This window comes from Microbacterium sufflavum (assembly GCF_023101165.1).
Taxonomy (GTDB): Bacteria; Actinomycetota; Actinomycetes; order Actinomycetales; family Microbacteriaceae; genus Microbacterium; species Microbacterium sufflavum.
Genome location: NZ_CP078076.1, coordinates 2,058,086 through 2,076,825, shown reverse-complemented (window position 1 = coordinate 2,076,825; position 18,740 = coordinate 2,058,086). Strand labels below are relative to the sequence as shown.

Here is an 18,740-nt window from a genome sequence, read left to right as displayed (position 1 = left end):
CGTCGCGGCCCGCGATCGGGGGACGGCTGCCGCGTGGCGTCTAGCGTGGAGGGATGATCACGCGCGAACTCGCCGTCGCCCTGCGCGATGCGGGACTCACCTGGCACCCCGCGGAGGGCGACCGTTTCCAGCTGGACCTCCCCGACGAGGTGGAGCTGGAGGCCGAGGCCGACGTGTTCACCGTGAGCGGGATGACGATCGAGGCGCGGCAGACCCCCAGCGGCACCGACCTGGCGTTCAACGGCACGACCGAGTGGGCGCTCGATGCGGTGACCCTGGCTGATGCGGTGTGGTTGCCCCGCGAGGATCAGCTGCGCGAACTTCTCCGCGGTACGTTCCGCTCCCTCGTCCGGCTGCCAGACACGTTCCGCGTGGAGATCGAGATCGCCGGGGAGCCGCTCACGTTCGAGCACCCCGACCCCGCGGAGGCCTACGGCCGGGCCCTGCTCGCGCTCGTGTCGCGCTCGCTCTGATCCGGCGCCGGTTGAATACCGACGATCGCTGTGTCAGAATTACCTAACGATCGGTCAGTAAAGAAGGCCGGATGGCGAGGAGTCGACGATGACCAGTCCTGCAGACCTGTCCCTCGTGACGGACGAGGCCTCCGCGGAGGAGCGCCTGTTCGAGGAGCTCATCGCGAACGAGCAGCGCATCGAGCCGCGCGACTGGATGCCGGAGGCGTACCGCAAGACGCTCATCCGGCAGATCTCCCAGCACGCGCACTCCGAGATCATCGGCATGCAGCCGGAGGGCAACTGGATCACGCGCGCGCCCAGCCTCAAGCGCAAGGCCATCCTGATGGCGAAGGTGCAGGACGAGGCCGGACACGGGCTCTACCTCTACTCCGCCGCGCAGACCCTCGGCATCACGCGCGACGAGATGATGGACCAGCTCATCTCCGGCAAGGCCAAGTACTCGTCGATCTTCAACTACCCCACCCCCACCTGGGCCGACATGGGGGCGATCGGCTGGCTCGTCGACGGCGCCGCCATCTGCAACCAGGTGCCGCTGTGCCGCGCCTCCTACGGCCCCTACGGCCGGGCGATGGTGCGCATCTGCAAGGAGGAGTCGTTCCACCAGCGGCAGGGCTTCGAGATCCTCCTCACCCTCATGCGCGGCACGGAGGAGCAGCGGCAGATGGCGCAGGACGCCGTGGACCGCTGGTACTGGCCGAGCCTGGCGATGTTCGGCCCGCCCGACGACCAGTCCCCCAACTCCGCGCAGTCGATGGCCTGGAAGATCAAGCGCTTCTCCAACGACGAGCTGCGCCAGCGCTTCGTGAGCATGCTCGTGCCCCAGGCCGAGATCCTCGGCGTCACCCTGCCCGACCCCGACCTGCGCTTCGACGAGGAGACCGGCCGCTACGAGATGGGCGAGATCGACTGGGACGAGTTCTTCCAGGTGCTGCGCGGCAACGGACCGTGCAACGCGGAACGGCTGGAGCGCCGCCGCACCGCCCACGAGGAGGGCGCCTGGGTGCGCGAGGCCGCCGCCGAGTACGCCCGCAAGCAGGCCCTCAAGGCGAAGGCGGTCGCGTGATGGCCACCCCCGGCGCCGACCAGCGCGAGCCCTGGCCCCTGTGGGAGATCTTCGTGCGCGCGAACCGCGGCCTGAGCCACGTGCACGTCGGCTCGCTGCACGCGCCAGACGCCGACATGGCGATCCGCAGCGCCCGCGACCTCTACACGCGGCGCGGCGAGGGCGTGTCGATCTGGGCCGTGCCGGCCGACGCCATCACCACCAGCGACCCCGACGCCAAGGGCGCCTACTTCGAGAGCCCGGCCGGCAAGAACTACCGGCACGCGGTGTACTACACCGCCTCCGAGGGGGTGCCGCACCTGTGAGCGCGCAGCAGCACGGGCACACCGACGTGCACGGAACCGACGTGCACGGAACCGACGTGCACGGAGACGTCTCGGTCGACGAACTGCGGCTGAGCGAGGAGCTGGCGGGCGCCGGCACCACCGCGACCAGCGCCGACCTCGCCGAGTACGCGCTCTGGCTGGGCGACGACGCCCTGATCCTGTCGCAGCAGCTCGGCGCGTGGATCTCCCGCGCGCCGGAGCTGGAGGAGGACGTGGCGCTCGGCAACATCGCCCTCGACCTGCTCGGGCACGCCCGCTCGTTCCTGCACTTCGCCGGATCCTGGGACGGCCGCTCCGAGGACGACCTGGCCTACTTCCGCGACGAGCCCGAGTTCCGCAGCGCCTGGATCGTGGAGCAGCCCAACGGCGACTTCGCCCAGACCATCGCGCGGCAGTTCGTCGTGTCGGCGTACCTCGTGGAGCTGTACGCCGCCCTGCGCGCGAGCTCGGAGCCCACGTTGGCGGCGATCGCGGAAAAGGCCCTCAAGGAGGTCGATTACCACCGCGACCACGCCGTGCAGTGGGTGCTGCGGCTCGCGGGCGGCACGGACGAGTCTCGCGCGCGGATGATCCGGGCCCTGACCGACGTGTGGCCGTATGTCGACGAGCTGTTCCGCGACGAGCCGCTCATCGATCGACTCGGCGACGCGGCCGTGCGCCCCTCCGCGCTGCGCCCGGGGTTCGACGCGGTCGTGGACACCGTGTTCGCCGAGGCCGACCTCGCCGTCCCCGCCGTGTCGGCGTCGTCGGCGGGCGGCCGCCGCGGCGCTCATGCGACCCCGCTGGGCCACCTCCTCGCCGAGATGCAGGTGCTGGCGCGACGGCACCCGGGGGCGTCGTGGTGACCGGCACAGCGGCCGGGTCGCGGGCCGAGGCGTGGCGGATCGCCGCGGCCGTGCCCGATCCCGAGGTGCCCGTGCTCACGATCGAGGACCTCGGCGTGCTGCGCGCGGTCGAGGTGCACGGCGACACGGTGCGGGTCGACATCACCCCGACGTACAGCGGCTGCCCGGCGATGGACACCATCCGCGACGACGTCGTGCTGGCGCTCACCGCGGCGGGCTGGGCGCAGGTCGAGGTGCGGCTCGTGCTGTCCCCCGCGTGGACCACCGACTGGATGAGCGACGCCGGCGCGCAGAAGCTCCGGGAGTACGGCATCGCCCCGCCCAGCGGCCGCGCCGCGGTGTCGTCGGGGCCCATCCGGCTCGCGCTGAGCGTGCGGTGCCCGCGCTGCGGCTCGCTCGACACCCGTGAGGTGTCGCGCTTCGGCTCGACCTCGTGCAAGGCGCTGTACGAGTGCCGCGCGTGCCTGGAACCCTTCGACCACTTCAAGGTGCACTGATGTCGCTGTTCTCCCCCGCGCGGGCGACGCCGCCCGCGGCCGCCGCACCCGCCTCCCGCGAGCGCACGCGCGCGCGGTTCCACACGCTCGAGGTCGAGGACGTGCGTCCGCTGACCGAGGATTCCGTCGAGGTCACCTTCACGGTGCCGCCCGAGCTCGCCGACGACTACGACCATCTGCCGGGCCAGTATGTGGCGCTGCGCACGACCCTCGACGGCGAGGAGGTGCGGCGTTCGTACTCGCTGTGCCGCGCTCCCGAGCACCGCACCGACGGACGGCCGACGCGCCTGAGCGTGGCGGTCAAGCGCGACGAGGGCGGGCTCTTCTCCACGTGGGCGCAGACGGGTCTGCACCCCGGCTTCCGCATCGACGTGATGAGCCCGCAGGGCACCTTCACCTCGGGGCTCGACGACCTCGACCAGAAGCACGTGGTGGGCATCGCCGCCGGATCGGGCATCACTCCGCTGATGGCCCTCGCGCACACCGTGCTGACGCGGTCGCGGACCTCGCGGTTCACGCTGCTGTTCACGAACCGCTCGACCCTCGACGTGATGTTCCTGGAGGACCTCGCCGACCTGAAGGACCGCTACCCCACCCGGCTCACGCTGCATCACGTGCTGTCGCGCGAGCAGCGCACGGCCCCCGTGCTGTCCGGCCGCCTCGACGAGCCCAAGCTGCGCACGATCCTCGGATCGCTGATCGACCCCTCCGATGTGGACGAGTGGTTCCTGTGCGGGCCGCTCGCGCTCGTCGACCTGTGCCGCGCGGTGCTCGCCGACGTGGGCGTGCCGCGCGAGCACATCCGGTTCGAGCTGTTCACCACGGGTGACGAGCCGGTGCGGGCCGCGCGCCCCGTGACGGTGAGCGCCGGGGAGAAGACGGTGCGCATCGAGGTGAACCTCGACGGCGTCTCCTCGACGGTGGAGAGCCCCGTGGCGGCACGCGAGTCGGTGCTCAACGCGGCCCTGCGGGTGCGCCCCGACGCCCCGTTCGCGTGTGCGGGCGGCGTGTGCGGCACGTGTCGCGCGCGGGTGATCGAGGGCAGCGTCACCATGACGGAGAACTACGCGCTGGAACCCGACGAGCTCGAGCGCGGCTACGTGCTGACGTGCCAGTCCCACCCCACGAGCGACCGCCTGGTCGTCGACTACGACGTCTGATCCGGAGGGCCCCATGATCGACCTCACCATCGCCGACGACGTCGCCACGGTCGTCCTGAACGCGCCCGCGAAGCTCAACGCCCTCGACGAGACCGCGCTCGACGAGCTCGACGCCGCCTACGACGCGGCGGAGGACGCCGGGGTACGGGCGCTCGTCCTGCGCGGCGAGGGCAGGGCGTTCTGCGCCGGTCGCGACATCTCGGCGGTCGACCCGCGCGACGACGACGTGCTCGGCTACCTCGGCGGCGCGGTGACCCCGCTACTGCAGCGCATGGCGCGGTTCCCCGCACCGACGTTCGCGGTCGCGCACGGGGCCTGTCTGGGCGTCGGACTCGGACTGCTGATCGCGACCGACGTGGTGTACGTGGCCGAGTCCGCGAAGATCGGCTCCCCGTTCGCGGCCCTGGGGGCCACGCTCGACTCCGGTGGTCACGCGCTGTTCCTCGACCGGCTCGGCGCGCACAAGACGCTCGACCTCATCTATACCGGGCGCCTGATGAGCGGAACCGAGGCCGTGCAGTCGGGCCTGTTCTCCCGCGTGTTCCCCGACGACGAGGTGGTGTCGGCGACCGCGGAGGCCGCCGCCGCTGCCGCCCGGGGCGCGACGGCAGCGTTCCTGGCGAGCAAGGAGCTCGTGGCGCGGATCCGCGACGAGAGGCTGACGCTGTGGGACGCGGTCGGCATCGAGAACGCGGCGCAGGCCGCCCTGTGCGACACCGACGACTACCGCGAGGGTTTCGCCGCGTTCCAGGAGAAGCGCAGGCCGCAGTTCCGCGGGCGCTGAGCGAGCGACCCCGCCCCAGGGCGGGCGGTGTCAAGCTCCTTCCGCGGTGTCCGCGGCCGGTGGCATGATGCGGGGATGCTGCTCTCCGAGCTCGTCACCACGACCGAGAAGGTCGCGTCCACCTCGTCGCGCCTCGCCAAGATCGACGCGATCGCCGAGCTGCTGCGCGGTGCGGACGAGGCCGTCGTGCCCGCGCTCGTGGGTCTCCTGCTCGCCTCCCCGCGGCAGGGGCGACTGGGGGTGGGCTGGCGCGGGCTGTCGTCGCTCGACATCGCCCATGCCGCGGAGTCGAGTCTCACGATCGCCGAGGTCGACCACGCGTTCGAGGAGCTGTCCACGGCGTCGGGTGCCGGATCCGCCGGGGTCCGCAGCGACCTCCTGCGCGCCCTGGCCACGCGGTCCACCGCCGCGGAGTGGGACTTCCTCGCCAGGGCCATGCTGGGCGAGCTGCGCACGGGGGCGCTCGGCGGCGTGCTGCTCGACGCGATCGCCCGGGCGTCCGATCAGCCCATCGCGCTCGTGCGACGCGCGGCGATGCTCTCGGGCGACCTCGGGGAGACCGCCCGTCTGGCGCTGACCGGAGACGAGGGCGCGCTGGAGGAGGTCGGGCTGCGGGTGGGCCGCCCGGTGCTGCCCATGCTGGCGGCGACCGCGGCCACGCCCACCGCCGCGCTCGAGATCACGGGCCGCGCCTCCGTGGAGTACAAGCTCGACGGCGCCCGCATCCAGGTGCACCGGCACGGCGACGACGTGGGCATCTACACCCGCAGCCTCGCCGACGTCACGCACCGCCTGCCGGAGATCGTCGAGATCGTGCGGGCACTTCCCGCACAGGACGTGATCCTCGACGGCGAGACGCTGTCGCTCGACGAAGACGGCGGGCCGCGACCGTTCCAGGAGACCATGTCGCGGTTCGGGGCCGACGCCGCGCGCGAACTCGCCCTGCGACCGTGGTTCTTCGACGTGCTGCACCTCGACGGCCGCGACCTGCTCGACGAGCCGCTGTCCGTGCGCCAGGAGGTGCTCGCGGCCGTCGCGGGCGACTGGCGCATGCCGGGCATCGTGACGGACGACCCCGAGGCCGCCGAGCAGCTGTCGCGCGAGGCCCTCGCGGCCGGACACGAGGGCGTGGTGGTCAAGGCCGTCGACGCCCCCTACGCCGCCGGCCGCCGCGGCAAGTCCTGGGTCAAGGTGAAGCCCGTCCTCACGTACGACCTGGTCGTGCTCGGGGCCGAATGGGGCTCCGGCCGACGGCGCGGGTGGCTGTCGAACCTGCACCTCGGCGCCCGCGACCCGGAGGGCGAGTTCGGCGACCCCGGCTCGTTCGTGATGGTGGGCAAGACGTTCAAGGGCCTGACCGACGCGCTGCTGGAGTGGCAGACCGAGGAGTTCCCGGCGCACGAGTCGCATCGCACCGCCTCGACCGTGTTCCTGCGACCGGAGCTGGTGGTGGAGATCGCTATCGACGGCGTGCAACGGTCGCCGCGCTACCCGGGGGGACTGGCGCTGCGGTTCGCCAGGGTCAAGCGCTACCGCGACGACAAGACCCCGGCCGAGGCCGACACGATCCAGACGCTGCGGGCGCTGCTGCGCGGCTGAGTCAGGCGGAGGGCGCGAGGCCCTCGTCCTCCTCGCGCACGGTGCCCTGGAACGACCACGGGAAGTTGATCCACAGATCGGTGTCCTTCCAGGCGTAGTCGGGCTGGATGATCGTGGAGGGCTTGGTGTAGATCGTCACCGACCGCACGTCGGCGCCCTTGTCCTTCAGCAGCTGCACCGCGAGGGCGAGGGTGCGGCCGGAGTCGGCCACATCGTCCACGAGCAGCACGCGGCGACCGTCGAGGTACGCCATGTCGAGCTCGGGCGGCAGCACCTCGGGGGCGTCGAGCACCGTGCCGATGCCGGTGTAGAACTCGACGTTGATCGCGCCGCAGTTCTTCGCGCCGAGGCCGTAGGCGATGGCACCGGCGGGGAGCAGTCCCCCGCGGGCGATCGCGACGACCACCTCCGGCTCGAAGCCGCTGGCGAGGATGCTCCGCGCCAGGTCGCGCGTCGCCGCGCCGAAGCCGTCCCAGGTGAGCGTCTCGCGCTCGATCGCCGCATCCGTCATCGGTCCATTCTCGCGCATCCGCGAGGCAGGAGCCGCCGCTAGACTGGGCTGGTCCGGCCCGGCCGGTGCCTGAAAAAGAGGCACGAAGCGCTTCGCGATGTCGCGGAGGCGAGACACATACGGATCCCGCAGTCCCTCCGTCCCTGTCTCTCGAAAGGCACCCCCATGCCCACCGTCTCCGCGCACGTCGCCCTCACCCTCGCCCAGCACGTCGATGCCGTCTTCGGGGTGATGGGCAACGGCAACGCCTACTTCCTCGACGCGATCGAGAAGCACACCGACGCCGTCTTCACGGCCGTGCGGCACGAGCAGGGCGCCGTGGTCGCCGCCGACGCGCACTTCCGCGCCTCCGGGCGCATCGCCGCCGGCACCTCGACCTACGGCGCGGGCTTCACGAACACCATCACGGCGCTGGCCGAGGCCGTGCAGGCGCACGTCCCGCTCGTGCTCGTGGTGGGCGACGAGCCCACGTCGGGCCCCCGCCCGTGGGACGTGGATCAGATCGCGCTCGCCTCGGCCGTCGGCGCCCGCACCTACACCGTCGGCCGCGCGGACGCCGCGGCGACCACGGTCATCGCGGTGGAGCACGCGCTGACCTACCGCGTCCCGGTCGTGCTCGCGATCCCCTACGACGTCGCGGCCCTGGAGGCCGGCGACGTCCCGGCGGCGCCCGCGCCGCGGCTGCCCGCTCCCCTCGCGCCCCGTGGCGAGTTCGCGGAGGGCATGCTCGACGAGATCGCGGAGGCGCTGCGCGGCGCCGAGCGTCCGTTCCTCCTCGCCGGCCGCGGCGCGTGGCTCGCCGGAGCGGGCGCCGCCCTGGGCGAGCTGGCCGCCCTGACCGGTGCGCTCACCGCCTCGTCCGCCCTCGGTCGCGGCGTCTTCCCCGAGTCGCGGTACGACCTCGGCGTGACGGGCGGGTTCGGTGCCGACGGGGCCATGCAGCTCGTGCGCACGGCCGACGTCGCCGTGGTCTTCGGTGCCTCGCTCAACCAGTTCACGATGCGGTTCGGCGAGCTGTTCGCCCCGGGCACGCGGGTGTTCCAGATCGACGTCGCCCCGGCCGCGACGCACGCCCACGTCGGCGGGTTCGTGCGGGCCGACGCGCGGCTCGCCGCCGAGGCGCTCGTGACACGGCTCACCGGCGCCACTCCCCCGACCGCCGGGGACGACCTCGGCGACGAGAGCCGGCACTCCGGCACCGGCTCCGCGGTGGAGCACGCGACGCCGGCCCGTCCGTGGCGCGAGAGCGTCGATGTCGCAGCCGCGCGCACGTACGACGCCGGTGACGAGCTCGCGCCAGACGGACGCCTCGACCCCCGCTCGGCCGCGCGCCGCATCGCCGAGCTGCTGCCGGAGGACCGTGTGGTGGTGTCGGACGGCGGGCACTTCATCGGCTGGGCGAACATGTACTGGCCTGTCGCGGCGCCCGACCGCATGATGATGGTCGGCACGGCGTTCCAGTCGATCGGTCAGGGCTGGCCGAGCGTGGTGGGCGCCGCCCTGGCCCGCCGGGACTCCACGATCGTGCTGACCTCGGGCGACGGTGGCGGTCTGATGGCGATCGCCGACCTGGAGTCGGCCGTCCGCGCCGCGGGTGGCCGCGGGCTGGCGGTCGTGTGGAACGACGCGGCCTACGGCGCCGAGGTCAACCTCTACGGCCTGAAGGGACTCGCCGAGGCGCCGATGCGCATCCCCGAGGTCGACTTCGCGGCGTTCGGTGCCGCGGTCGGGGCGGAGGGGCTCGTGGTGCGCACGCTGGCCGACCTCGACCGGCTCGCCGCGTGGACCGCCGAGGACCCGGCGACGCGCCGCTTCCTCGTCGTCGACCTGCGCATCTCCGGCGACGTGATCGCCCCGTATCAGCAGGAGATCATCCGCGTGAACTCCTGACCGGGCCCGCCGCTAGGCTCGCCCTATGACGGATGCCCCCGAGATCCTCCGCTTCAGCGCGTTCGCGGCGACGCCGGACGGCGGCAACCCCGCGGGGGTGGTGCTCGACGCCGGAGGCCTCGACGATGCGGAGATGCAGCGGATCGCGGCCGACGTCGGGTACTCCGAGACCGCGTTCGTGACCGGCGCCTCCGATGACGGGGCGCGGCTGCGCGTGCGGTACTGGTCGCCGGCCGCGGAGGTCCCCTTCTGCGGTCACGCGACGGTGGCGACGGCGGTGGCGCTGGCGGAGCGCGACGGCCCGGGCACGGTGGTGTTCGAGACGGCCGCCGGTGCCGTGACGATGGAGTCGTTCGCCGACGCGGACGGGCAGGTGACGGTGTCGTTCACGAGCGTCGAGCCGCAGGTGCGCGACCTCGACCCGGCGGTGCGCGACCGGCTGCTCGGGCTGCTCGGGATGACCGCGGACGACGTCGACCCCCGCTTCCCCGTGCGGGAGGCGTTCGCGGGCAACTGGCACCCGATCGTCTTCGTCGCCGACCGTGAGCTGTTCCACCAGTTCCGCTTCGCTCCGGCCGCGGTCGCCGCCCTCATGCGCGAGCAGGGCTGGCTCGGCACGGTGACCGTGCTGCACGCCGAGGATCCGGCCGACATCGAGGCCCGCAACCTGTTCCCGGTCGGGCGCATCACGGAAGATCCGGCGACGGGTTCCGCGGCGGCCTCGGTCGGCGCGTACCTGCGCGCCCAGGGCTTCCCCGGCGACAGCGTGCGCATCCGCCAGGGCGCCCATGTCGGACGCCCCAGCGAACTGCGCGTGGCCGTGCCCGCGACGGGCGGCATCCTCGTCTCCGGCGGCGCGGTGCGGATCGGATGACGCCCTCTCCCCGCCCGGCGCGCTTCGAGCGTTCGACGTGCTGTCGAGGGCACGGGTCGGCCGCGCGGGCGTCCCGTGCCCCCGACGCGATCCCGTGCACGCGCCGAGACGCGCGTGTCCCTCAGCCCTGCGCGCTGTAGTCCGGGAGCTCCTGCAGGGTCCAGGTGTTGCCGTCGGGGTCGTCGAACGACACGAACCGCCCCCAATCGAGCTCCTGCACCCCGCGCGCCTCGACGCCGAGGCCGCGCAGATGAGCCAGCGCCTCGTCGGCATCCGGCACGACCACCTGGATCGAGTTCTGCTGCCCGGGCTCCAGCGCGACGCCGAGGCCCGTGCCGAACGCGATCGAACAGGCCGACCCGGGCGGCGTCATCTGCACGAACCGCAGCCCCTCCGTCGGCGTGTGGTCCCAGTCGGCGTGGAAGCCGACCCTCTCGTAGAACTCCTTCGACCGGTCGACGTCCGACACGGGCACGAAGATGAGCTCGATCTTCCACTCCATCACGCACTCCTCCTGTCCGGGCTCCCTCGCCCGTCGCGGCTCACGGTACGCCGGGGCACCGACACCCGCCACCGCCGCGGCAGGGTCCGCGTCAGATCCAGCCCTTGTCCGAGGCGATGCGCACCGCCTGCGCCCGGTTGACCGCACCGGTCTTGCCGATCGCAGCCGACAGATGGTTGCGCACCGTACCCGCCGACAGGAAGACCTCCGCGGCGATGGCGGCGGCGGATCGGCCGTCCGCGGCGAGCCGCAGCACCTGTCGCTCCCTGTCGCTGAGTGGATTCGCCCCGTCGAACAGGCTCTCCTCGGCGAGCGCGGGGTCGAGCACCCGCAGCCCGGAGTGCACGCGGCGCACGGCCTCGGCGAGATCCTCCGCGGGAGTGTCCTTCACGATGAAGCCGCTCGCGCCCGCGTCGAGGGCCGACCGCAGATACCCGGGCCTGGCGAACGTGGTCACCACGAGCACCCGCGTGCCCGGGCTGACCTCACGAATCCGCCGCGTCGCCTCGACCCCGTCCACGCCCGGCATCTGGATGTCCATCAGGCACACGTCGGGACGCACCTCGGCCGCCAGCCGCACCGCCTCCGCTCCGTCCGACGCCACGCCGCTCACGGTCAGGTCGGCCTCCAGGTCGAGCAGGGCCGCGAGCGCGCCGCGCACGAGAGCCTGATCGTCCGCGATCAGCAGCCGGATGCTGTCGCCCGCTCCCGTGTCCGCGTTCACCACGTCACCTCCACCCGCGTGCCCGACGCCCCCGCGGGTCCGATCGAGAACGACGCTCCCGCGGCCGCGGCGCGCTCGCGCATCCCGCGGACGCCGTTGCCGTCGACGGCGCGGGAGGCGCAGCCGATGCCGTCGTCCTCCACGACCACCCGCCCCGGCGCGAACAGCACCCGAACCGTGTCGGCCCGCGCGTGACGCAGGACATTCGTGGTCGCCTCGCGAAGGATCCAGCTCGCGGTGATGGCCTGCGCGGGCGAGAGCGCCTCGGGCCCGCCCGTGGTCTCGAGCCGGATGTCGGCCGCGCGCAGGGAGTCCCCCGTCGCGGCGAGCTGCTCGATCAGCGTGGTCGCACGCGCCCCCGAGACGGTCTGCCGCACGCCCGCGATGGCTTCCGCGGTCAGGCGCTCGATGTCGGCGAGCTCGGCCCGCGCCCGCTCGGGGTCCGTGTCCATCAGGCGTCGCGCGAGCTGGGCCTTGAGGCCGACGACGGTCAGCGAGTGGCCGATGAGGTCGTGCACGTCGCGTGCGACCGCCTCGCGCCCCTCGCTCGTCGCCAGCTCCAGCCCGAGGCGCTCCGCCTCGGCAGAGCGCAGGATCAGCCAGGTCGACACCGTGTTGACGACCCCGAGCAGCGCCACGATCGCCAGGACCGACGCGTACGTCAGGTTGCCGGGGATGAGCAGCACGCACCCCGCGGCGACCACGACCGCCGCCACGGTCGCGATCCAGTGCCACAGCCGGGTGAGGCCGTACGACGCGAACGACATGATGAACGGAAGGAAGCTCAGCGCCGAACCGCCGACCGCCGGCACCGTCACGAGTGCGCACGCGATGAGCAGCGCGAAGGTGATCCACTGGCGCGGCGTCGGGGGCCGCCCGAGCCCTCCGCCGCCGCGCATGCCGTGCAGGAACCCCGTGACGTACAGGACGATGAAGGCGACGAGCGCCACCCAGCCGGTGACGACCCACCCGAGCGGTGCGGTCGAGTGCAGCAGGGCGATCACCGGGTACACCAGGAAAACCAGCCAGATGACGGCCATCAGCCATCCGAACCGTGCCCACGGCTCCTTCCCGGAGCGGTCCGCGGCGCCGGGAGGCGGCGACGCGACCGGAGCTCCGGCCGCGCCGGACCGGACGGCGTCGCGGGAGGCTCGGGAGCTGCCGGAGCGCTCCCGCTGCGTGCGCTGCGTCATCCGTCCAACCTACTGTCGGCCGGCGCGGGTCACTGCCGCGCCCGGGAGCGCCGCATGCCCATCGCGACCAGCACCGCGAACACCGCGAGCCACACGGCCACGTTGAGGAAGAGCATCCACAGCGGGTCGGTCTGCCCGGTCGTCAGCACGCCCTCGGTGAGCGGCCAGCGGCTCAGCGCGACGAAGCCGTACAGCGGTGTGAAGCGGGCGATGTCGAGCATCACCCCGTCGAGCGGCATGAACACGTTGCCGAAGAACGCGAAGAACGTCATCGAGATGGACGCGAGGGCGGCGGCCGAGTCGGAGCTGAAGAACAGGCCGACACCGAGACCGAAGAGCCCGTACATGAGGCCGATGCCGAGGATGATGCCGGCGGTCGCGGCCCAGCGCCACCCGTCCTCGACCTCCGCGCCGGTGAGCATGCCGGCGACGAACACGGCCACGAGGGCCAGAGCCGCGAACGACACCGCGGTCAGCAGCTTCGTGAGCGCGTACCCCGCCGTGGTGAGCGGGGTCATCGCCAGCTGGCGCCCCCACCCCTGCTTGGCCTCGGTGGCGGCGAGAGACGTGAGCGAGCTCATCGCGACCGCCGTGCCGTAGGCGGCCATCGACGTCATGACGTAGAAGGAGACGTTGCCGTTCCCCGCGGACAGGGTGCCGTAGCCCATGCCCGCCCCGAAGAGCAGATACATGGCGACGGGCATCGCCAGGGTGAACGCGAGGGTGTACGGGTTGCGCAGCTGGCGGACGCCTTCGATGCGCAGCATGGTGGGTGAGACGAGCATGGTCAGTCCTCCGTGAGAGCGGTGAAGGCGGTCTCGAGCGTGGGCGCGGCGATCTCCAGGTCGTGCGCACCGCCGTCGAGCAGGATCCGGGCGGCCGCGTCGGAGTCGGTCGCGCGCAGGCTGAGGCGGTCCCCGTCCCGGCGCACCCCGGTCACGCCCTCGGCGGCGGCCACCGCGGCGAGGAGCGCCTCCGCGGTCCCCGGGGCGACGGTCGCGGCGACCGTGCGCTCCCCCAGGCTCGCGCGCAGCAGGGCGGTGGGGGCGTCCGCGACGACGGTGCCCCGGTGCATCACGACGGTGCGGCGGGCGAACTGCTCCGCCTCCTCCAGGTAGTGCGTGGCGAACACGATCGTGCGCCCGGCGTCCGCGTCGGCACGCATCACGTCCCAGAAGTGCCGGCGCGCGGTGACGTCCATCCCTGCGGTCGGCTCGTCCAGCACGAGGATGTCCGGGTCGGACACCATCGCGAGGGCGAACTTCACGCGTTGCTGCTCTCCCCCCGAGCACTTCGCGACCCGGCGGCGCGCGAGGCGCGTGAGGTCGGCCCTGGCCATCACGTCGCCCACCCGCGCGAGCGCCTCTCCGCCGTGCAGCGAGGCGATGAGGCGCACGGTCTCGCCGACGGTGAGGTCGCCCAGCAGCCCGCCGGTCTGCAGCACCGCGCCGATCGCTCCGCTCGCGGTCGCCCGCTCCGGGGTCATGCCGAGGACCTGCACCGTCCCGCTGCTGGGGGCCGTGAGGCCGAGCAGCATGTCGAGCGTCGTGGTCTTGCCCGCGCCGTTGGGCCCGAGCAGTGCGACGACCTCTCCGCGGCGGATCGACAGGTCAACGCCGTCGACGGCCTGCACGCGGCGGTCGCCCGAGCCGTAGTGTCGGCGCACGTCGCGCAGCTCCAGCACGATCGGGGCGTCCGCGCGAGCGGCCGCGGGTTCGGTGTCGGGTCCGGGTGCCGGGCGAGGGGCGACCCGCATCGCCATCGCGCCCGCAGAGGTGTCGTTCATGCCTCCAGCCTCGCGTCCGCCCGGCCGCGGCGCCGGAGCCCGGTGTCATCTCCTCGACATGACACGTGTCATGCGGCGGACCTCAGCGCGCGGGGAGGAAGGCGCCCTCCAGGAAGCCCTCGAGCTCCGCCACCCCGTCGAGCGGGAAGATCGCGGCCACGTACTGGTCGGGGCGCACCACGACCACGACGCCGTCGCGGGACAGCTCGCGCGCCTCGAAGATGTCCGTCGCGCACCACTTGCTGGGACCGGCGGCGTACACCTTCTCCCAGTCGGTGAGCCCGAGGGGACCCGTCTTCGGCTGGAACAGCGCGGGGGCCGAGGTCACCTCGACCTCCTCGAACGGCTGCGGATACACGGCCTTCACGTCGAACACCGCGTCCTCGTCGCCGTCGGCCGGGGTGAACCGCGCGAACACGGGTGCCGCGGCCTCGGCCCAGGCCGTGAGCGCCTCGCCCGTCCGGTCGCCGAAGGCGTAGACGCGCCACCGGCCGTCGGCCTTCGCGTGGTGTCCGAGGTGCACGACGTTGCCGTCCCCGACCCGCACGACCTCGGCGGACTTGAAGCGCTTGCCCAGCGGATACCCGACCGCGAGCTCCTGGTGCGCATCGGTGCCCGTGATCATGGAGCCCGTGTACTGCGTCATGAACCCGGAGGGGAACTCGGCCGTCGCGAGGTAGTACGTGGCCAGGTCGTTCGGGTCGGAGATCTCCTCGGGCTTGCGCGCCATGAGGCTCGACCACTCGCGGTCGAAGTCGATCAGCTGCTGCGCGACGGGCCGCCGCTCGGCGCCGTACGTGGCGAGCAGGGACTCGGGCGCGCGGCCGGTGAGCACGGAGCCGAGCTTCCAGCCGAGGTTGAAGCCGTCCTGCATCGAGACGTTCATGCCCTGGCCGGCCTTGGCGCTGTGCGTGTGGCAGGCGTCGCCGGTGAGGAACACGTGCGGCGTCCGCGACTCGCCCTCGTCCACGTCGTCGAAGCCGTCGGTCACGCGGTGCCCGACCTCGTAGACGCTGTGCCAGGCGACCTCGCGCACGTCGAGCGTGTAGGGGTGCAGGATCTCGTTCGCCCTGCGGATGATCTCCTCGATGGGCGTCTGGCGCACGCGGTGGTCGTCGTCGGCGGCGACCTCTCCCAGATCGATGTACATCCGGCTGAGGTAGCCGCCCTCGCGCGGGATGTGGAGGATGTTGCCCGCGGCCGAGTTGATGGCGCACTTGGTGCGCCAGTCCGGGAAGTCGGTGTTGACCAGCACGTCCATGACGCCCCAGGCGTGGGCGGCGCTGGCGCCGACGTGCGTGCGGCCGATCGCCTGGCGCACACCGCTGCGGGCGCCGTCGCAGCCGGCGACGTACTTCGCGCGGATCGTGCGCTCCTCGCCGGCGCGGTCGCCCGCGACGTAGCGGATCCCGACCTCGACGGGGTACTCGCCCTCGTCGTGCACGGTGAGCCCCGTGAACTCCACGCCGTAGTCGGGCGTGATGCGGCCCGGCCCGTTCGCCGCGGCCTCGGCGAAGTAGTCGAGCACGCGCGCCTGGTTGACGATCAGGTGCGGGAACTCGCAGATGTCGTAGGCGTAGTCGGCGGTGCGGGAGGTGCGCACGATGCGATCGCGGTGCTCGGGGTCGGGACCCCAGAAGTTCATCCAGCCGATGTTGTAGGCCTCGGCGATGATGCGCTCGGCGAACCCGAACGCCTGGAAAGTCTCGACGCTGCGCGGCTGGATGCCGTCGGCCTGGCCGAGCACGAGTCGCCCCTCGCGCTTCTCGATGAGGCGCGTGGAGACGTCGGGGTACTGCGACATCTGTGCCGCGAGGAGCATGCCGGCGGGGCCGGACCCGACGATGAGCACGTCGATCTCGTCGGGGAGGTCGGCGGGGCGGTCGGTGCCGATCCCCGCGGCGTCCTGCACGCGGGGGTCTCCGGACACGTAGCCGTGGTGGTGGAACTGCATCGTCGTCGATTCCTTCCGGACGTCGCTGTCGGGTGTCACTGTCGGGTGCTGCGGGGTCTTGCGTCCGAGACGAGTGTGTTCTATATTCGAACACACCGTTCTACTATTGAACACAGCCTAAACCGGCGCCGCGCGCGCCGCAAGGAGCCGCATGTCCGAGAGCCCGACCGCCGCGCCCGCCTCGCAGACGCTCAGCCGCGGGATCCGCATCCTGGAGGTGCTGTCCGACGCACGCCATGCGCTCACGATCGACGAGATCGCCGCGCGGCTCGACGTGCACCGCTCGATCGCCTACCGCCTCCTGCGCACCCTGGAGGACCACGGGCTCGTCAACCGCGACGCGGCGGGCGCCGTCAGCCTCGGCGCCCGCATGGCCGCCCTCGCCGCCGGCGTCGCGCACGACCTGCAGGCCGAGGCGCTGCCCGAGCTCACCGCGATCGCCAACGAGCTCGGCATGACGTGCTTCCTCGCGGTGCTCGACGGCACCGACTGCATCACCCTCGCGAGCGTCGAGCCGCGGCACGCGGTGGCCAGCGTCGCTCAGCGCCCCGGCGCCCGGCACCCGGTGACGGTGGGCGCCCCCGGCAAGGCGATCCTGGCGCAGCTCCCGGTCACCGAGCGGCCGGACGGCATCTCCCCCGCGCTGCGACGCGAGGTCGAGGCCGCCGCGGAGCGCGGCTACGCCACGAGCCACGACGAGGTCATCCCCACCGTGCAGGCCGTCGCCGTGCCGCTGGTGCTGCGCGGGCAGCGCCCGTGCGCGATCGCCGTCGTGCACGTGGCGACCGACCTCGACGACGCCGACATCGCCGCCCGCCTGCAACGCTCCGCCGCCGTGATCCGCGAGGCCCTCGACGGCTGATCCCACCCGGGGCTCACGCCCGCCGCATCCTCGGATCGATCGCCGCGCACCGGCGCGCGATGGCACCCTCGCCCCGCGAGGGAGAACGCACGGCAACGGGCACGCGCGAGAGGGCGCACCGCACCGGGCACGCGCGAGAGGGCGCACGGCACCGGGCACGCGCGAGAGGGCGCACCGCACCGGCCATGCGAACGGGCGCCCCGTCGCCGTCCGGCAACGGGGCGCCCGCAGGATCGATCCTCGGCGTCAGGCCTTCGCGAGACCGCGGATCGGGCTGACCGCCTGCTCCTCCTCGTGATCCGGCCCCAGCGGGATGCCGGAGCGGTCGCGCAGCAGGAGCGTCGCGATCAGACCCAGCAGGGTCATGCCCACGAGGTACCAGGTGACGCCCGCGGTCGAACCGGTCTCCGCGACGATCGCGGTGGCGATCAGGGGCGCGAACGCGCCGCCCGCGATGGCCCCGATCGCGTACGAGATCGAGACGCCGGAGAAGCGGATGCTCGCCGGGAACAGCTCGGTGTAGAGCGCGGCCTGCGGACCGTACGTGAAGCCGAGCCCGATCGTGAGGATCGCGAGCCCGGCGAACAGCAGGCCGATCTCGCCGGTGTTCACGAGCGGGAAGAGCGTGAACACGCCGACCAGCTGCAGCACCCAGCCGATGAGGTAGGTGGTGCGACGGCCGAGGCGGTCCGACACCCAGCCCGCCAGCAGCGTCGTGAGCAGCCAGGTGACCGCCGAGCCGGTGACGGCCCACAGCACGGGTCCGCGCTCGAGACCGATCGGGCCCTCCGGGTTGGTGGCGTAACCCTGGATGTAGCCGCCCGTGGTCATGTAGCCGACCGCGTTGTTGCCGGCGAAGACGAGTGCCGCGATGATCACGAGCAGCGCGTGCTTGCGGAACAGCTGCACGATGGGCATCTTCGCCTTCTCCTTGCGCTCGGCGAGCTCGGCGAAGACCGGGCTCTCCTCCACGCGGCGGCGCACGTAGTAGCCGACGAGGATCAGCACCACGCTGAGCAGGAACGGCACGCGCCAGCCCCACGCGAGGAACTGGTCGCCGGGGGCGATCGCCGTCATGAGCGCCATGACGCCGGAGGCGAGCAGCAGTCCGAGCGGCACACCGATCTGCGGCGAGGCGCCGAAGATGCCGCGCTTCGTGCGCGGGGCGTGCTCGACGGCCATCAGCACTGCGCCGCCCCACTCGCCACCGGCCGAGATGCCCTGCACGATGCGCAGCAGCACGAGCAGGATCGGTGCCATCACGCCGATGGTCTCGTAGGTCGGCAGCACACCGATCAGCGCGGTCGCGGCGCCCATGAGGATGAGCGTCCACATGAGCACGGCCTTGCGCCCGAGCTTGTCGCCGAAGTGGCCGGCGAGGAACGCGCCGAGCGGACGGAACAGGAAGCTGACGCCGACCGTGGCGAAGCCGACCAGGGCGCTGTTGGCGCCGAGCGGCGCGAAGAAGAGCTGTCCGAAGACGAGCCCGACCGCCGTGGCGTAGATGAAGAAGTCGTACCACTCGACGGTGGTCCCGACGACGGTGGCGAACACGACGCGGCGCCGATCGGCCGCCGTCGCGATGGTTCCGGTGGGCGTGAACCCATCCTGTGACTGCCCGCTCATGGGGTGTCTCCTTTGCTTGTGACCGCATTGTCACGGCGTGCGCGGACGTGAATCCGATGTGCTTGCCG

At 72.6% G+C, this 18,740-nt stretch carries 19 protein-coding genes; 11 read left to right on the top strand and 8 right to left on the bottom strand.

The features are described from left to right. The first annotated feature begins 53 nt into the window (after positions 1 to 53). The 8 genes from KV394_RS10160 to KV394_RS10125 all read left to right on the top strand — a co-directional run bounded on the left by KV394_RS10160 (position 54) and on the right by KV394_RS10125 (position 6,750). A complete protein-coding gene (locus KV394_RS10160; protein ID WP_136035308.1) occupies positions 54 to 473 on the top strand; it encodes a pilus assembly protein CpaE in 420 nt (139 codons plus the stop codon). A gap of 88 nt (positions 474 to 561) precedes the next feature. Next, entirely contained in the window at positions 562 to 1,539 is a 978-nt protein-coding gene (gene paaA / locus KV394_RS10155; protein WP_247981374.1) for a 1,2-phenylacetyl-CoA epoxidase subunit PaaA, read from the top strand. Beyond that, complete coding sequence (gene paaB, locus KV394_RS10150; RefSeq protein WP_247982858.1) at positions 1,539 to 1,844, top strand: 1,2-phenylacetyl-CoA epoxidase subunit PaaB; 306 nt, start codon at positions 1,539 to 1,541, stop codon at positions 1,842 to 1,844. Before paaA ends, paaB begins: the two co-directional genes overlap by 1 nt. Beyond that, a complete protein-coding gene (gene paaC / locus KV394_RS10145; protein WP_407665438.1) occupies positions 1,841 to 2,710 on the top strand; it encodes a 1,2-phenylacetyl-CoA epoxidase subunit PaaC in 870 nt (289 codons plus the stop codon). The genes paaB and paaC overlap by 4 nt, the downstream gene beginning before the upstream one ends. Next, complete coding sequence (gene paaD / locus KV394_RS10140; protein WP_136035818.1) at positions 2,707 to 3,207, top strand: 1,2-phenylacetyl-CoA epoxidase subunit PaaD; 501 nt, start codon at positions 2,707 to 2,709, stop codon at positions 3,205 to 3,207. Before paaC ends, paaD begins: the two co-directional genes overlap by 4 nt. Beyond that, the gene (gene paaE / locus KV394_RS10135) at positions 3,207 to 4,367 is read left to right on the top strand and encodes a 1,2-phenylacetyl-CoA epoxidase subunit PaaE (RefSeq protein ID WP_136030008.1); all 1,161 of its coding nucleotides are present in this window, start codon (positions 3,207 to 3,209) and stop codon (positions 4,365 to 4,367) included. The genes paaD and paaE overlap by 1 nt, the downstream gene beginning before the upstream one ends. Positions 4,368 to 4,380: 13 nt before the next feature. Further along, positions 4,381 to 5,151, top strand: a complete 771-nt coding sequence (locus KV394_RS10130) for an enoyl-CoA hydratase/isomerase family protein (protein ID WP_136045974.1) — start codon at positions 4,381 to 4,383, stop codon at positions 5,149 to 5,151. 75 nt (positions 5,152 to 5,226) lie between these two features. Then, a complete protein-coding gene (locus tag KV394_RS10125) occupies positions 5,227 to 6,750 on the top strand; it encodes an ATP-dependent DNA ligase (RefSeq protein WP_247981373.1) in 1,524 nt (507 codons plus the stop codon). A 1-nt stretch (position 6,751) separates the two neighbouring features. Here the strand turns inward: KV394_RS10125 and KV394_RS10120 are convergent, their stop codons facing one another. After that, positions 6,752 to 7,261, bottom strand: a complete 510-nt coding sequence (locus tag KV394_RS10120; RefSeq protein WP_136035815.1) for a phosphoribosyltransferase — start codon at positions 7,259 to 7,261, stop codon at positions 6,752 to 6,754. A 165-nt stretch (positions 7,262 to 7,426) separates the two neighbouring features. Between KV394_RS10120 and KV394_RS10115 the strand changes: the two genes are divergently transcribed. Both KV394_RS10115 and KV394_RS10110 read left to right on the top strand, forming a co-directional pair. Continuing rightward, a complete protein-coding gene (locus tag KV394_RS10115) occupies positions 7,427 to 9,151 on the top strand; it encodes a thiamine pyrophosphate-binding protein (protein ID WP_247981372.1) in 1,725 nt (574 codons plus the stop codon). A gap of 25 nt (positions 9,152 to 9,176) precedes the next feature. Then, positions 9,177 to 10,025, top strand: a complete 849-nt coding sequence (locus tag KV394_RS10110; protein WP_247981371.1) for a PhzF family phenazine biosynthesis protein — start codon at positions 9,177 to 9,179, stop codon at positions 10,023 to 10,025. A 121-nt stretch (positions 10,026 to 10,146) separates the two neighbouring features. Here KV394_RS10110 and KV394_RS10105 read toward each other — a convergent pair whose 3' ends face one another. The 6 genes from KV394_RS10105 to KV394_RS10080 all read right to left on the bottom strand — a co-directional run bounded on the left by KV394_RS10105 (position 10,147) and on the right by KV394_RS10080 (position 16,184). Then, the gene (locus tag KV394_RS10105) at positions 10,147 to 10,527 is read right to left on the bottom strand and encodes a VOC family protein (protein WP_136045970.1); all 381 of its coding nucleotides are present in this window, start codon (positions 10,525 to 10,527) and stop codon (positions 10,147 to 10,149) included. A gap of 91 nt (positions 10,528 to 10,618) precedes the next feature. Next, a complete protein-coding gene (locus KV394_RS10100) occupies positions 10,619 to 11,251 on the bottom strand; it encodes a response regulator transcription factor (RefSeq protein WP_407665437.1) in 633 nt (210 codons plus the stop codon). Next, the gene (locus tag KV394_RS10095) at positions 11,248 to 12,444 is read right to left on the bottom strand and encodes a sensor histidine kinase (protein ID WP_136045969.1); all 1,197 of its coding nucleotides are present in this window, start codon (positions 12,442 to 12,444) and stop codon (positions 11,248 to 11,250) included. The genes KV394_RS10100 and KV394_RS10095 overlap by 4 nt, the downstream gene beginning before the upstream one ends. Positions 12,445 to 12,473: 29 nt before the next feature. Continuing rightward, on the bottom strand, positions 12,474 to 13,229 hold the full coding sequence (locus tag KV394_RS10090; protein WP_136028501.1) for an ABC transporter permease: 756 nt from the start codon (positions 13,227 to 13,229) through the stop codon (positions 12,474 to 12,476). Between the two features lie 2 nt (positions 13,230 to 13,231). Beyond that, positions 13,232 to 14,230 (bottom strand): ABC transporter ATP-binding protein, encoded by a 999-nt coding sequence (locus KV394_RS10085; protein ID WP_247981369.1) that lies wholly within the window; start codon positions 14,228 to 14,230, stop codon positions 13,232 to 13,234. Between the two features lie 82 nt (positions 14,231 to 14,312). Next, positions 14,313 to 16,184, bottom strand: coding sequence for an FAD-dependent monooxygenase (locus KV394_RS10080; RefSeq protein WP_136028479.1), 1,872 nt, complete (start codon positions 16,182 to 16,184; stop codon positions 14,313 to 14,315). 151 nt (positions 16,185 to 16,335) lie between these two features. Here KV394_RS10080 and KV394_RS10075 point away from each other — a divergent pair, with 151 nt between their 5' ends. Beyond that, positions 16,336 to 17,046: an IclR family transcriptional regulator gene (locus tag KV394_RS10075; RefSeq protein ID WP_206251614.1), complete on the top strand. Its 711-nt coding sequence runs from the start codon at positions 16,336 to 16,338 to the stop codon at positions 17,044 to 17,046. A gap of 246 nt (positions 17,047 to 17,292) precedes the next feature. Here KV394_RS10075 and KV394_RS10070 read toward each other — a convergent pair whose 3' ends face one another. Then, positions 17,293 to 18,672 (bottom strand): MFS transporter, encoded by a 1,380-nt coding sequence (locus KV394_RS10070; RefSeq protein WP_136033970.1) that lies wholly within the window; start codon positions 18,670 to 18,672, stop codon positions 17,293 to 17,295. Positions 18,673 to 18,740: the final 68 nt, after the last annotated feature.